Annotated in this window: 11 protein-coding genes and 1 pseudogene; 7 read left to right on the top strand and 5 right to left on the bottom strand. The window is 65.6% G+C overall.

What is annotated here, in order from left to right:
* Positions 1-268 precede the first annotated feature (268 nt).
* A complete protein-coding gene (locus MJO54_RS12315) occupies positions 269-1036 on the top strand; it encodes a lipase family protein (protein ID WP_240174992.1) in 768 nt (255 codons plus the stop codon).
* A 4-nt stretch (positions 1037-1040) separates the two neighbouring features.
* Here MJO54_RS12315 and MJO54_RS12320 read toward each other — a convergent pair whose 3' ends face one another.
* The 3 genes from MJO54_RS12320 to MJO54_RS12330 all read right to left on the bottom strand — a co-directional run bounded on the left by MJO54_RS12320 (position 1041) and on the right by MJO54_RS12330 (position 6227).
* Positions 1041-1514, bottom strand: coding sequence for a hemerythrin domain-containing protein (locus MJO54_RS12320; protein WP_046283048.1), 474 nt, complete (start codon positions 1512-1514; stop codon positions 1041-1043).
* 135 nt (positions 1515-1649) lie between these two features.
* Complete coding sequence (locus MJO54_RS12325; protein WP_217266634.1) at positions 1650-4655, bottom strand: MMPL/RND family transporter; 3006 nt, start codon at positions 4653-4655, stop codon at positions 1650-1652.
* A 75-nt stretch (positions 4656-4730) separates the two neighbouring features.
* On the bottom strand, positions 4731-6227 hold the full coding sequence (locus tag MJO54_RS12330; protein WP_064889751.1) for a flavin-containing monooxygenase: 1497 nt from the start codon (positions 6225-6227) through the stop codon (positions 4731-4733).
* 246 nt (positions 6228-6473) lie between these two features.
* On the opposite strand from MJO54_RS12330, the gene MJO54_RS12335 reads away from it, so the two are divergent.
* The 5 genes from MJO54_RS12335 (at position 6474) to MJO54_RS12355 (ending at position 11658) form a co-directional block, all read left to right on the top strand.
* A complete protein-coding gene (locus tag MJO54_RS12335) occupies positions 6474-7547 on the top strand; it encodes an AurF N-oxygenase family protein (RefSeq protein WP_396877162.1) in 1074 nt (357 codons plus the stop codon).
* Between the two features lie 97 nt (positions 7548-7644).
* Positions 7645-8412, top strand: coding sequence for a phthiotriol/phenolphthiotriol dimycocerosates methyltransferase (locus MJO54_RS12340; protein WP_046283088.1), 768 nt, complete (start codon positions 7645-7647; stop codon positions 8410-8412).
* A gap of 177 nt (positions 8413-8589) precedes the next feature.
* Positions 8590-9948: a cytochrome P450 gene (locus tag MJO54_RS12345; RefSeq protein ID WP_046283046.1), complete on the top strand. Its 1359-nt coding sequence runs from the start codon at positions 8590-8592 to the stop codon at positions 9946-9948.
* Positions 9945-10775, top strand: coding sequence for an SDR family NAD(P)-dependent oxidoreductase (locus MJO54_RS12350; protein ID WP_046283045.1), 831 nt, complete (start codon positions 9945-9947; stop codon positions 10773-10775). The genes MJO54_RS12345 and MJO54_RS12350 overlap by 4 nt, the downstream gene beginning before the upstream one ends.
* 70 nt (positions 10776-10845) lie before the next feature.
* Entirely contained in the window at positions 10846-11658 is an 813-nt protein-coding gene (locus tag MJO54_RS12355) for a phthiotriol/phenolphthiotriol dimycocerosates methyltransferase (RefSeq protein WP_064889756.1), read from the top strand.
* Positions 11659-11691: 33 nt separating this feature from the next.
* Here the strand turns inward: MJO54_RS12355 and MJO54_RS12360 are convergent, their stop codons facing one another.
* The gene (locus tag MJO54_RS12360; RefSeq protein ID WP_065153373.1) at positions 11692-12477 is read right to left on the bottom strand and encodes an alpha/beta hydrolase; all 786 of its coding nucleotides are present in this window, start codon (positions 12475-12477) and stop codon (positions 11692-11694) included.
* 87 nt (positions 12478-12564) lie between these two features.
* Positions 12565-13365: pseudogene (locus tag MJO54_RS12365) on the bottom strand (SDR family NAD(P)-dependent oxidoreductase); the annotation flags it as partial.
* Between the two features lie 150 nt (positions 13366-13515).
* On the opposite strand from MJO54_RS12365, the gene MJO54_RS12370 reads away from it, so the two are divergent.
* Complete coding sequence (locus MJO54_RS12370) at positions 13516-14595, top strand: PE-PPE domain-containing protein (RefSeq protein WP_233428757.1); 1080 nt, start codon at positions 13516-13518, stop codon at positions 14593-14595.
* Positions 14596-14634: the final 39 nt, after the last annotated feature.

Consider the following 14634-nt stretch of genomic DNA (forward strand, 5'->3'; position numbering starts at 1 on the left):
CCAAGGGCCCGGCCCGGGGACGACGCCGCGCGGTTGCGCGAGCGCCGCGGTACCACCCCGCTTGCCGCACTCCCGTGCTGGGGCGCGACCGCTCGATGTAAGGCTGTGACGGGCCGTCCCGTTCGGTTCTACTGAGCCGGTCGCTGGGCGGTGCGGCTGTTCTTCCGAAGGCTCCCCGGTGATTGCCGGTTCAATGCCGTTGGTCGCAAGTCTAAAGCCTGCCACCAACACCGGCTCTGGCAGGGCTGGCGCTTCTACACTGTTCAACGTGGCTTTCAGCCCGTCATACGCCCGCGATGTGGTGCTGCCGCTGGCGTCTGCGGCCTACACCGTGATGTCCGGCGCGGCGCCCACGCTGCCGCCCGGGTTCAGCCAAACCGCCCTGATCAAGGCAGACCAGGCCCACTTGGCCGCGCTGCCCGAGCAGCATCCTGCGACGGCGATGGCCAAGGACACCAACATCTTTGGGTTGATGGGCCACGACGCCACCAGTGGCACCGCGTTCATCGCATTTCGTGGCAGCTCCGATGTGGCGGACTGGATCGCCGATTTCGACTTCGTCCCGGCGCCGTATGCGCCGGTGGCGGGGTTCGGGCGGTTCGGCCAGGTGCATGCCGGCTTTCAGGACATCTACGGCTGCGTGCGGGCTTCGATCGCCGCCAACCTGTCCGCGGCGACCAGCGGGTGCAGTCAGATCCTCATCACCGGGCACAGTCTGGGGGCCGCCCTGGCGGTTCTGGCCGCACCGGACGTCGAGCAAGGAATGCCCCCGAACACCGTCGAGCCGCGGTTGACCACCTTCGCCGGCCCACGCGTCGGCGTGCTCGACTTCAAGGCCGCGTTCGACGCAGCCATCGAATGCTGTTATCGCGTGGTGAACTTCCTCGACATCGTCCCGCTGGTTCCGCCTGCGCCGTATGTGCACGTGGGCGCCGAGATCGCCGTGGACAGCGGCGGTGCGATCGACATCGGCTGGCGGCACAGTCTGGCCGCCTATCACGCCGGCCTCTCGGCGCTCATCTCCGCCGAAGGTTAACTGCTCAGGCCGCTCCCCGTGCGCAGGTCCACCCTTCGGGCATCCGCCCGGCAGCGAGAAACTCGGCCACTTCTGCTGCCACTTCGGGCGCCAACCCGGTGTCGGCGGCCGGGTAGATCACCGGCTCCTCCACCTTGTTGTGGTCGGCCAGCTGGTCCAGTAGCCGGCAACAGGCACCCCGCAGGGTGTCCTGATCGGCGCCGGCGCGGGCCAGGTCGTCGAGAGCGTTCATGGTGCGCCAGATCTCGCCGTGTCCGCGGATCATCCCGAAGACCGCCATCATGTGCGCGCCCCTGCTGATCGGCGGGAACAGCAGCTGTTCCTCCAGGTAGATGTGGCGTCGCAGCACAGCCAATGTCGCGCGCAGGCCGTCGGCGTCGGGGCTGCCACCCTCGAGGCCCTCCAGGAAAGCTCTGATTCCGGCGTCGATCTGCAGATGCTCACGCTCCAAGGCGGCAGAAAGGGCTTGATCGGACATCTATGGCTCTCCCCTCCGGACCGCCGGCGGGCACCGTTGAACACCGCGTCGGACCCGCGAATTATTTTTACAATCAGGACTCGTTTAAATCTAGCCCACGCGGTAGCGCGCTGACCAGAGCCGGTTCAGCCCAGCTCAGCGGTCGACATCTTCCTCCGGCGGCTGGATCGCGGCCAACACCTCGGTGGCCCGGTCCTCGGCCGACGGCCCCGCCGGGCCACCGGACAGCTCCGGGAACGCCGTGGCGACCATGTCCTCGAAGGTGCGGTCATTCGCGCCGGACTTGCCTTCCGCTGCCGCCGAGGCGGCCGGCACAGCCACCGGCCGCGCCCGCGCCGGGTGCTCGCGCACGTTCAGCGGCCACCAGAACCACCGCCCCAGCAGCGCCGCCATCGAGGGCATCATGAACGAGCGCACCACCAGCGTGTCGAACAACAGGCCGAGTCCGATCGTGGTGCCCACTTGGCCCACCACCCGCAGATCACTGACCAGCATGGACGCCATGGTGAAGGCGAACACCAGCCCGGCAGCCGTGACGACCTTGCCGGTGCCGCCCATGGTGCGGATGATGCCGGTCTTCAGTCCGGCGCCCATCTCCTCTTTGAACCGCGCGACCAGGAGCAGGTTGTAGTCACAGCCCACCGCCAACAGGATGATCACCGACATCACCATCACCAGCCAGTGCAGGTTGATGCCGAAGATGTACTGCCACAGCAGTACCGACAGCCCGAACGATGCTCCCAGCGACGCCAACACCGTCCCGACGATCACCACTGAGGCGATGAAGCTGCGCGTGATCAGCAGCATGATGATGAAAATGATTGCCAGCGAGGTGATTCCGGCAATCAGTAGATCGTAGTCGGCGCTGCCCTGCAAGTCGTTGAAGAGCGCAGCGGTACCGGCGACGTACACCTTGGCGTTCGACAGCGGGGTGCCCTTCAAGGACTCTGTGGCCGCCTTCTTGATCAGGTTGACCCGAGCCATGCCCTCCGGAGTCGCCGGGTAGCCGTCGTGGGTGATGAAGAAGCGCGCCGCGTGCCCGTCCGGCGACAGGAACAGCTGGACCACGCGTTTGAAGTCCGGGTTATCGAAGGCCTCCCGAGGCAGGTAGAACGAGTCGTCGCTCTTCGCCGCGTCGAAGTCCTGACCCATCGCGGCCGAGTCGCCGCCGACCTCCTCGAGCTGCGCCATGATCCCGGACATGGTGCTGTGCAACGTCAGCATCATGGTCTGCAGGCTGCGCATCGCGGCGATCTGCGCCGGCATCATCTCCAGCAGCTGCGGCGTCACCGCGTCGATATTGCTCATGTCGGGCGCCAGCTCGTCGAGTTTCTCGGTGAGAAGGGTGGTGCCGTCCATCGATGCATACGCCGCCCGCAGTGACAGACACGTGGTGTCGCCGCGGCAATCCTTCCCTTCGACGGATTCACGCAACGCTTTGGAATTCTCGTTCAGATCGGCCATGTTGCCGCGCACCTGCGTGGCCAGGTCCCGCGCCTCCTGCGAGACACCGGTCGCGTGATGGGTGCTGGTGCCCAACTGCTGCATCAGCCCGTACATCCGCTGTAGCGAGGCGATAGTGCCCTCGAGATCGTTGGCCTGCTGGCGCATATCGGCCACCCGGCTCTTGACGAAGTCCAGGTTCTGCATCTGCCCGGCGCTCTGCATGCTGAGCAGGAACGGAATCGAGGTGTGACCGAGCGGGGTGCCCTCCGGCCGGGTCACTCCCTGCACCATGGCGACACCCTCGACCGCGAAGACGCTCTTGGCCAGCTTGTTGAGCACCAGGAAGTCCGCGGAATTGCGCATGTCGTGATCGGATTCGATCAGCAGCACCTCCGGCAGCAGGCGCGATTCCGGGAAGTGCCGCGCCGCGGCCGCCCAGCCGAGGTTGGCCGGGGTGTCCTGCGGGATGAACGACGGATCCTTGTAGCTGACCTTGTAGCCGGGCAGGGCGAGCAGGCCGATGAGTGCGATCGCGCAGGCGGCCACGAAGATGGGGCCGGGCCAGCGCACGATCGCCGTGCCCACTTTGCGCCAGCCGCGGTCGGACATCTTGCGCCGGGGTTCGAGCAGTCCGCGGCGCGTGGCGATCGCCAGGACCGCCGGAACCAGCGTCAGCGCGATCGCCACCGCGACCAGCATGCCGACCGCACACGGCACGCCCATGGTCTGAAACACCGGCAACCGGGTGAAGCTCAGGCAGAAGGTGGCGCCGGCGATGGTCAGGCCGGAGGCCAGTACCACATGGGCGACACCGCGATAGGTGGTGAAGTAGGCCGTCTCCGGGTCTTCGCCGGCATGGCGGGCCTCGTGGTAGCGGCCGATGAAGAAGATGCCGTAGTCGGTGCCGGCGGCGATCGCCAACGTCACCAGAATGTTGATCGCGAACGTGGACAGCCCGATCAGGTCGTAGTGCCCCAGGAAGGCGACGATTCCCCGTGCCGCCGCCAGTTCGACCCCGACCACTGCCAGCAGCAACGCGACGGTGCTGAACGATCGGTAGAGCAGCAGCAGCATCAGCGAGATCACCGAGACGGTGGCCACCAGGATCTTGAGCACCGCTCGGTCGCCGCTGGAGTTCATGTCGGTGACCATCGGCGCCGGGCCGGTGACGTAGGCCCGGACCCCCTCGGGCGCCGGGGTGCGCGCCACGATGTCGCGGACCGCCTCGACCGAGTCGTTGGCCAGCGCCTCACCCTGGTTTCCGGCGAGGTTCAGCTGCACCAAAGCGGCCTTGCCGTCGGAACTCTGGGCGCCCCCCGCGGTCAGCGGATCGCCCCAGAAGTCCTGGATGTGCTGCACATGCGTGGTGTCGGCGTTGAGCTGGGCGATCAGCTCGTTGTAGTAGTGGTGCGCGGCATCGCCGAGCGGCTCGTCGCCTTCGATGACGATCATCGCGGCACTGTCGGTGTTGGACTCCGCGAAGTCGTGTCCGAGCCGGGCCATCGCCTGGATGGACGGTGAGTCTTTGGCGCTCAACGACACCGGGTGTTCTTTGGCGACCTGTTCCAGCGGCGGGACGGCGACGCTCACCAACGCGGTGAGGGCAACCCAGCCCAGGATGATCGGCCACGCGAATCGGCGAACGAAGGCGGCCGCGGCCGAGCGCTCGTGGCTCGGGTGGTGTGTACGCGTCACTGTCCCAGGCCCCTCACCTGACAATGTGCCCAAACGATCACTGTAACCCCCTGTTCAGGACCGTAGCAGCGGAAGCTATCCGATCAGATAGTCCGAGAGTGGGAAGTGGTCCTGCTCCTTCACAGCGCTGCGTACCGAGGTGGGCCGGAACAGCGGGGCCTCGCCGGTGCTCTGGTTGAACCAGTAGGAATTCGATGTCGCGCAGTTGCCGAGGTGGAATACCGAGCTGTCCAGCAGGCCCATCATCCGCTCGTAGAACCGGGTGTTGGCCTCCTCGGTGACCTCGAACGTCTGCGCCTGACGCCGCTGCACTTCACCGAACAGCCGGTTCATGTGCCGGGTCTGGTATTCCACGGTGTTGAACCAGGACAACCCGACCCAGGAGAACGGGCTGGCCATGTTGATGAAGTTCGGGAACTGCGGGGCGGTCATGCCCTGGTATGCCTGGAAACGCGTCTCACGCCACCACTTGCCCAGGTTGCGACCGCCGCGACCGATCACCTCGATCGCCGGCAGGTTGCCCTCCCAGACGTCGTATCCCGTTGCCAGCACCAGGGTGTCGATCTCGCGCTTTGTGCCGTCCCGCGCCACGATGCCGTCGGGTTCGATCCGCTCGATTCCCTCGGTCACCAGGTGCACATTCGGCTTGGCGAATGTCGGGTAGTAATTGTTGGAGATCGAGGGACGCTTGCAGCCGAAGTCGAAGTCGGGCGCCATCTTGCGGGCGAGCTCGGGATCCCGCACCGAGCGCCGCCGATGCCGTGCGGACTGGGCCGCCATCGCCTTGTTCAGGAACTTGAAGCGCCGATAGCGCCACATCGTCAGCACCATCATGAAGTCCGTGGTGTTGTCGGTGAGCCACCGGACAATGCGCTGGGTGAACGGCACCCGGGCGAACATCCGTTGCACCACCGGCGGGAAGACCACATCGGACTTGGGTGTCACCAGAATCGGGGTGCGCTGATACACCGTCAGATCGGCGACCTCGTTGGCCAGCTCGGGGATCACCTGGATCCCGGTGGACCCGGTTCCGATGACCGCCGCCCGGCGGCCCGCCATCGAGTAGTCGTGGTCCCACTCCGCGGTGTGCACGATATGACCGGCGAACGTGTCGATGCCGGGGATGTCGGGAATCTTCGGCTGGCACAGGAAGCCGGTGGCGACGATGAGGAACTGCGAGGTCAGCGTCTCACCGCCGGCCAGCGACGTTCGCCAGAGCTTTGCGTCCTCATCCCACTGGGCGCCGTCAACCGTGGTGTTGAAGCGCATGAACCGCGTCACGTCGTACTTGTCCGCCACATGCTCGGCATAGGCCTGGACCTCATTGCCGGGGGCAAACAGCCGCGACCAGTAGGGGTTGGGTTCGAACCAGTAGGAATAAGTAGTAGAGGGCTGGTCGACGGAGAGCCCCGGGTAGTGGTTGACCCGCCATGTTCCGCCCAGGCCGTCCAGGCGGTCGACGATCACGATGTTGTCGTAGCCCAGCTTGTTGAGCTGGATAGCCGCACCGATGCCGCCGAACCCCGCGCCCACGATGACGGCTTGATAGTCCGGGTGTTGCTGGGTCCCCATAAGGTGAACACGCTACCGCAACGCCCTACTGTGGCGCTGTGCGCGCAGGTCAGCGGGACAAAGGCTAAGCCCCGCCTGAATATAAACTAATGGCCGCTGCTCGGTCGCGAGATGGCGGCAATCACACCGAAGTGTGGCGCCTCGCCTTAATGATTTGCCAATCTCCACGCTACGATTGGCCAAGCCGCGGCGCCTGCGGGCACCCGGACGCACTGACGGGGAGAGTGTTCGCCGATGGCGATATGGATGGACATTTTGGGGACGGCGACCGCGCTGCTGGTTGCCAGTTCAGTGCTGATCGGCGGCGTTCGCGCTGTGGGTCGCTACCGGCGCAACATGGATGTCGCCGATGACGACCAATATTCGGCGACGCTGGCGAGTTTGTCGGCGAGCTCGGTGCGACGCCGCTTCGATCCCTTCACCGACATCGATTGGGACGCGCCCGAGCACGCCATCGTCGCCGACGACCCACGGTGGGTGTTGACCAACGACCCGCTGGCACGCACCGACTGGTACCGCAGCCAGCCGTTGGAGAGGCAGATCGCCATCGGAATGTGGCGGCAGGCCAACATCGCCAAGGTCACCCTGCAGTTCGAGAGCATGCTGATCCGGGGTTTGGTGCAGTACGCCTCACGGGTGCCCAACGGATCCCCTGAACATCGCTACTGCATGCATGAGACTGTCGAAGAGTGCAACCACGTCCTGATGTTTCAGGAGCTGGTGAATCGGATCGGCTTCGATGTTCCGGGCATGCAGTGGTGGATGCGCCTTCTCTCGCCGCTGATGCCGCTGTACGCCGGGCCGTTTCCCAACGTGTTCTTCTTCGGTGTTCTGGCCGGCGAGGTACCGGTCGACGTGATCCAGACCAACGCGCTGCGGGAGGCTGAGGCAGGCCATCCAGTGGTGAAGAAGGTGATGGCCATTCACGTCGCCGAAGAGGCGCGTCACATCTCGTTCGCCCACACCTACCTGCGCAAGCGCGTTCCCCATGTGTGGCGGATCAACCGGTTTTGGATGTCGCTGTACGTCCCATTCGTGATGCGGTTGCTGGCAAAACCGATGGTGGTGCTGCCGGGCCGCTTCTTCCGGTATTTCGATGTCCCCCGGTCGGTGCGTAGGCAGCTGCGGGCCAGTTCGCCCGAGTTGAGACAGGCCCTGCAAGACACCTTCGCCGACATCCGGATGCTCTGCGAGGACATCGGTTTGATGTCTCCTGCCGGACGCCTGATGTGGCGCGTCTGCAAGATCGACGGGGCGCCGTCGCGCTACCGCGGCGAACCGCGGCGCACGCAGGCTCCGGCCCCGGTCACCGTCGGATAGCGCGAACGCTGACCTGTGCCATACTTTCGGTATGGTGCGTTCCCCATCTGAGACCTTGGAAAAAGTCGGTGCCGATCTGGTGTACCGCATCTCGGCGATGCCGCTGTACAAGAAGGCCTTCAAATACTGGTACCCGTTCATGACCAAGCGGATGGGACACGACGACGTCGTCTTCCTCAACTGGGGTTATGAGCAGGACCCGCCGCTGGGCCTGAAGCTCGACGAGACCGACGAACCCAACCGGTACTCGATCCAGCTCTACCACCAGACCGCCACCCAGATCGACCTGGCCGGCAAGAACGTGCTCGAAGTCAGCTCGGGCCACGGCGGCGGCGCGTCCTTCCTGGCACGTACCCTCAAGCCGGCCTCCTACACCGGCCTGGACTTCAACCCGGACGGCGTCGCCTTCTGCAAGAAGCGCCACCAGGTGCCCGGCTTGGACTTCGTGCAGGGTGACGCACTGAACCTGCCGTTCCCGGACAACACGTTCGACGCGGTGGTCAACGTCGAGGCGTCGCACATCTACCCGGACTTCGCACAGTTTGTTCGCGAGGTGGGTCGGGTGCTGCGTCCCGGCGGGCACTTCCTGCACACCGACTTCCGCGCCAAAGAGGACATCGAGTCCTGGCAGCAGACCCTGGCCACCCCGCCGCTGCGGCTGGTCAACGAGCGCGACATCAGCCGTGAGGTCGTTCGCGGCCTGGCGGCCAACTCGCCGCGCTCCAACGACCTGATCAACGAGCGGATGCCGTTCTTCCTGCGCCGCTTCGCTCGCGAATTCGCCGTGGTGGAGGGCTCGCTGTTCTACCGCGACCTGGATCGCGGGGAGATCACCTACCGCATTTTCGACCTCGTCAAAGACTGAGGACGCCGCGTCGAAGCGCCGGAGCAGATCGGGACACCCGTCCCGGCGCTCCGGCGCTTCTTTGCTGACCGACGTCCCTTCAGACGACGGAGGAAACCGGGTTAGGGTGGCGCCTACGGCCAATCGCGGCCCAAACGGGGCTCCAAACCCGACGATCGTGACGAGGGGCTTGCCTAGATGGATCAGAAGGAATTGACGCGCCGGCTTCGTTTCCGCGCCAGCCTGCTCAAGATCGGCACCGATGGGCTGGTCGGCGTGGTCCGCGACCGGGCGACCGCCTATCGGTACGCCGTGACCAGACGCGAAACGGCACCGCTGACCGACTTCGACCCGTTCGCTCGCGAGACGATGCGGGACCCTTATCCGGGATATCGCACGCTGCTGTCCGGCCCGAAGGTCTGGTACAGCCGTAAGCGCGGCATCTGGATCATCCCGGGATACGACGAGGTCCGCCAGGCGTTACGCGACGACGAGGCGTTGTCCTCGGCGGAGAGCCAGGCCCGCTTCCGGGTCCGGCTGCAGACCATGAACGCCACCGACCCGCCGGTGCACACTCGGCTGCGCCGGTCAGTATCCCGGGCTTTCACCCCCCGCGCGATGAAATCGTGGGAGATCAACATCAACCGCGCCGCCGACGAACTCGTCGCCGAGATGATCAAACGTGGACGCGTCGAGATTGTGGCCGACCTAGCCAAACCCCTGCCGAACCGGCTGATCACCATGATGCTGGCGATACCGCAGGAAGACCGCCACCAATTCTTGGAGTGGGCCGACACCATCAATGAGGCCGCGTTCGCGCCGCTGTCGTTGCGCGGGATGACGATGAACATGCGGTCGAGTCAGGCGGTCATCGCGATGCACCGCAGCCTTGACCCGATGATCAAGGCGCGCCGCGAGGCCCCCGGCGACGACCTGATCTCGATGCTGGCGGCGCCCAGTGGTGACGACACCCTCTCCGATGACGAGGTGTTCTGGACGGCGTCGATGCTCGTCGGCGCCGGCAGCGAAACCACGACAAATCTGATCTCGGGATTGTTTCTGACGCTGGCACAGCGCCCGGACGTCTACGCCCGGCTGCGCGAGCACCCCGAGCTGATTCCCGCGGCGATCGAAGAACAGCTGCGGCTGGTCTCCCCCGTTCAAGGCTTCTACCGAACTGCCACCCGCGACTATCGGGTCGGCGACCACGTCATCCCGGCCGGTGCGCGGGTCTTGGTGCTGTATGCGGCCGGCAACCGCGACCCCCTGCACTACCCCGATCCCGACACTTTCGATCTGGACCGCAATCCGACCGACCACCTCGCATTCGGTGGCGGGGCCCACTACTGCCTGGGCACCCACCTGACCCGCATCGAGGTGAGCCGGGTACTGACGCAACTGATTCCCCATGTCAGAGAGATCCGGCTCGACGGGGAATACCGCTACCTGGTCAATGCGACCATGCGCGGCCTGGAGCACCTGCCCGTCGAGTTGGTGCCCGCCGAAACCGGCGTGGACCCCTCGCCCGCACAGTCCGGCAACATCGGCACCCGATGAGCGCCCAGCCCGTAGCGCTGGTCACCGGGGCGACGAGCGGGATTGGCGAGGCGAGCGCCGATCGATTGCAGGCCGGCGGTTATCGGGTCTTTGCGGTGGGACGCAATCCCGAAGCGCTGCAACGGCTTGCGGCGCGTGGACTGAACGCCCGCGCGCTCGACGTCACCGATGAAGCCGCGGTGGATCGGCTCGTCGCCGAGATCGAATCCGATCATGGCGCGGTAGATGTGCTGGTCAACAGCGCTGGATTTCCGCTGACGAGTCCGCTCGAGCAGTTGGCTCTCGACGACCTGCGCAGCCTCTTCGAGACCAATGTGGTTGCGACGCTTCACTTAGCCCAGGCAGTGCTGCCGGGAATGCGGCAGCGCGGGTCCGGCGTCATCGTCAACATCGGCAGCACCGGTGGGCGTTTCGCCAGCCCGGGCGCCGGCGGCTATCACGTGATCAAGTACGGCATGGAGGCGCTATCACTGTCCCTGCGTGCCGAAGTGGCGCCGTTCGGGGTACGTGTGGTGCTGCTCGACCCGACCGCTGTGCGGACGCCGTTCGTCACCTCGCAGCAGGAGGCTCGTCCGTCCTATGCCGCCGATGACCCCTACGGCGGCTTCAAGATCCGTTACGCCGACAACACGCGTCAGCTCTCGGCAAAGCGCGGAGTGATGATCGAACCCGACGTGGTCGCGCGCGCCGTACTGCGCGTAGTGCGAGCCAAGAATCCCCGGCCGCGCTACGTCGTTGGACTGTCCGGCAAGGCCACCGTGTTTGCCCGAGCCCTGCTTACCGACCGGATGTGGGACCGAATCCTGATGCGCGGACTACGCGACTGATGGTGCCGCAGCCATAGGCCCGGCCTCGGCACGCTCGTGCGAATCGTGAGATACTTTTTCGATGGTCACGATGAACCGCCTGATCTTCAATCCGGTATCCCACCGCGTCATGACGAACCCGTTCGTCTACCACCTGCTGTTCACCTCGTTTGTGACCAAGCGGTTCTCGACCCAGACCAAGATGCTCAGCGGTGACGACTGGCTGTTCCTCAACTACGGCTACGAAGAGGACCCGCCGATGGCGGTGCCGCTGGAAGCCTCGGACGAGCCGAACCGGTTCTTCATCCAGCAGTACCACCGCACCGCCGCCCAGGCTGATCTGGCCGGCAAGAAGGTGCTCGAGGTGAGCTGTGGCCACGGGGGCGGCGCGTCCTATGTGGCGCGCACCTTCAAGCCCGCCTCCTACACCGGCCTGGACCTCAATGAGACCGCTATCGAGTTCTGCCGAGAGCGCCACCAGCTGCCCGGGATGGACTTCGTGCAGGGCGACGCCGAGAATCTGCCCTTCGAGGACGGCTCGTTCGACGTGGTATTCCAAGTGGAGGCATCGCACCTGTACCCGCACCCGGCCAAATTCTTCAACGGCGCGGCGCGGGTGCTGGCCCCGGGCGGGCACTTCCTCTACACCGATTTCCGACGCCGCAGCGAGCTGGCCCGCTGGGATGCCGAGCTGGCCGCCACGGGATTGCGGCTGGTGTCGCAGGAGGACATCAGCATGGACGTGTTGCGCGGAAATGAGAAAAACTTGGCCCGCAAGCAGGACATGATCGCCCACCACGGCGGTCTGGCCCGCTTCGCCAGCGCCGCAACCGACTGGACCTTCAACGGCGCGTTGAAGAACGGCGAATTCGTCTACCGCCTGTACCACTTCACCAAGGACTGAGCGGCGGGCCGGTCAGGCCCGTACGAGTAGGAGCTAAAGGCCGCGGGAGCCGAGCCAGGTGTGGATGCGCTCGGCCACGGCTTCCCAGCCCGGCTCGAGCATCATGTTGTGGCCCATGCCCGGAAAGAACTCGGCTTCGCTGCCGTAGGCATGCGCGGTGGACCGCACCTCTTTGCAGGTGTGCGCACCGTCGTGTTCGGCACCCAACACCAACAGCGGCGTGGTCACCCTCTTGGGGTGCGGCAGATTGAGCACCAGGCAGTCGACGCTGACGCGGGCGCTGTCCTCCTGCAGCCGTGCCGCGCATTCCAGCACCGTGTCTTCGGGAGTCGCCTCGGAGAAGAACTTCTCGCGGGCCAGTTCGGGGGTGTTGATGTAGGGCAGGGACTTGCCGGTGACCGCCATCTTGACTGCGTGCCACGGGCGGTGGCGCAGCCAGCGCAGACTGGAGCCGAAGTTACCCTGCGGGGGAATCGACGCCATCAAGACCCCGGCCGGCGCCGGCCGGTTCTCCAGGTACTTCTGCACGATCAGCCCACCCATCGAATGGCCAATCACCACCGGAGGCACTGGCAATTCGTCGGCGACCGATCGAACGTCTTGGACATAATCTTCGACGCTGCAGGTACGCAACGGCTTGTCGATGGGACTGCCGCCATGGCCGCGGAAGCTGAGCGCCAGCGCCCGGTAGCCCAGATCGGCGAAGTATCCGAGAAAGTTCTCGTCCCAACACCATGCGGCATGCCATGCGCCGTGGACGAACAGCAAAGGAACCGGATGGGCCTCGCTGACGCAGCCCTTGTCGATCACCTCAAGCACGACACCGCTCCCCCTGTCCGGCGACCCGCTCTTCGTTGCCTTCGACGATAACCCGCCTTTCCCGGTACCTGCTTTGCGCGTCGATAGCGGCGTCCGCCGCGCCAGCAACGGTAGCAGCGGGCCGTGCGGCAGCACCCGATAGGCATCCACCAGCAGCTGATTGGCCCAGCCCGGCGTCACCCGGCCCTTGTCTGCGGCCAAGCCGTCGATGGCAGCTCGGGCAACTGTGTCCACTGGCTTCCACATCACAGCCGGCAGCACCCGCTTGCGCTCTCCCGGTCGGAATCCGGCGACGAGGTCCAGTCCGGTGTCCACCGGCCCCGGGCACAACGCGGTGACGACGACGCCGGTGCCTCGCAGTTCGCTCCGCAGACTCTCGGTATAGGACGCCACGAATGCTTTTGCGGCGCCGTAACTGGCCTGACCCGGCAGCGGGCCGAACCCGGCGACCGATGACACGTTCAGGACGGCTCCGCGGCCCCGCGCCACCATGCCCGGTAGGAAGCGGGTGCACAGATCGACCACCGCGGCCACATCGAGCTCGATCAGGCCCAATTGCCGTTGCGGTTCCGCCGCAGCGGCCAACGCCACCAGGGCCACGCCGGCATTGTTGACCAACACGTCGGGGACCAGGCCCAAGCCGGCAACCCGATCGGGCAGGGCGGCACGCTCGGCGGGGTTGGAAAGGTCGGTGGGCAGCACGTGGGCCGGACCCAGCCCCGACGAGCTGAGCTGGGCGGCCAGCGCGTGCAGCCGATCTGCGCTGCGCGCCACCAGAATCAGCTGGTGGCCGCGCCGGGCGAGTTCACATGCCAAGGCCACACCGATACCCGACGACGCGCCGGTGACAATCGCTGCACGGTCGGCGCCCGGAGCTGGTAGAGCCACGCGCTTACCTTATCCCCCGCTGCGCCGGCCACCAGCAAACGTATCCGGCCGGCGGCGGCGTCCAGAAAATATTCGCTGCCTCGGCGCGCGCTGGGTCAGGTTCCTGTGTACGCTGACACGAGCATGTGTCGGGGATAAATGGGGGATTCGATGACGCATACAAGCAATCGATGGTTGACGGCCGGATTCGTGGCGGGGGGCTGCGCCGGCCTGATGGGGATGACCGCTGTGCTCAGCGCAGGGTTCGCCTTCGGTGAGAACACCGCGCTGATCATGGGATCGGCGTTTCAACCGACGCCGGTACAGTCCTACATCGACCAGGTCATTGCCGGTTTCCTCGATCCCGAGCATCCGTTTGACGGGCAGCCGACGTTTCCGGGGTATACCCCCGTCGGCGTGACGACGCCGGAGACCGATTACGGACCGGGACTGACCCAGGGCGTCGACGACCTGCACCAGGCGCTGTTGGCGCACTTGGCCGAGGGCGACAACATCGTTGTGTGGGGCTACTCGATGAGCGCTGCGGTGGCCACCCAGGAGTTGGTCAACCTCCTGAGTCTTCCGCCCGCCGAGCAGCCCGATCCGGACACCCTGCGCTTTGTTCTGCTGGAAAGCCTGAACAGTCCCAACGGCGGCTTCTTCACCCGCTTCGATTCGGACATGGCAGTGGCGCCAGCGGACGGTGCCTACCACACCGACATCTACAACATCGAGTACAGCGGAGCCACGGACTTCCCGAAATATCCGCTCAACTTCCTCGCGCTGGCCAACGCCATGGCCGGCTACGTCTACCTGCACCCGGCGCTGCTGCCCGGGTGGCCGACGACCTTCGACCCGAACGCGATCCAGGACGCGGTGAAGCTCCCGACATCGTCGGACGACCTCAACACCGATTACTTCCTGATTCCCACCCAGAATCTGCCGCTGCTCGATGGGATCCGCGCATTTCCGGTGTTCGGGCCGGCAATGGCGGATTTGGTGCAGCCCGCCCTGCGAGTACTCATCGATCTGGGCTACGACCGCTCAGATCCGGCCGATGTTCTCACGCCGGTGTCGTGGAGCATGCCGGGAATCGATTGGGACGTCGTGTCGCAGAATCTGCAACTCGGTTTCGAGCAAGGTTGGATTGCCGCCCAAGTCGACCTGGGTATGTTGCCCGACAGCGAGCTGCCGAGTCTCTACCCCTACCTCCCGGATCTGTCGGGCCTCATCGGCGCCCTGGACACATAGCACAAGTGCGACGCCGGGCGATGCCCGAACGCCGTTGCC

The organism is Mycolicibacter virginiensis (assembly GCF_022374935.2).
Taxonomy (GTDB): domain Bacteria; phylum Actinomycetota; class Actinomycetes; order Mycobacteriales; family Mycobacteriaceae; genus Mycobacterium; species Mycobacterium virginiense.

Excerpts from the sequence above, each read along its gene's own strand:
- MJO54_RS12320 (WP_046283048.1), bottom strand. The coding sequence starts at position 1,514 with ATGTCCGATCAAGCCCTTTCTGCCGCCTTGGAGCGTGAGCATCTGCAG.
- MJO54_RS12330 (WP_064889751.1), bottom strand. The coding sequence starts at position 6,227 with ATGGGGACCCAGCAACACCCGGACTATCAAGCCGTCATCGTGGGCGCG.
- MJO54_RS12335 (WP_396877162.1), top strand. The coding sequence starts at position 6,474 with ATGGACATTTTGGGGACGGCGACCGCGCTGCTGGTTGCCAGTTCAGTG.
- MJO54_RS12340 (WP_046283088.1), top strand. The coding sequence starts at position 7,645 with ATGCCGCTGTACAAGAAGGCCTTCAAATACTGGTACCCGTTCATGACC.
- MJO54_RS12345 (WP_046283046.1), top strand. The coding sequence starts at position 8,590 with ATGGATCAGAAGGAATTGACGCGCCGGCTTCGTTTCCGCGCCAGCCTG.
- MJO54_RS12350 (WP_046283045.1), top strand. The coding sequence starts at position 9,945 with ATGAGCGCCCAGCCCGTAGCGCTGGTCACCGGGGCGACGAGCGGGATT.
- MJO54_RS12355 (WP_064889756.1), top strand. The coding sequence starts at position 10,846 with ATGAACCGCCTGATCTTCAATCCGGTATCCCACCGCGTCATGACGAAC.
- MJO54_RS12370 (WP_233428757.1), top strand. The coding sequence starts at position 13,516 with ATGACGCATACAAGCAATCGATGGTTGACGGCCGGATTCGTGGCGGGG.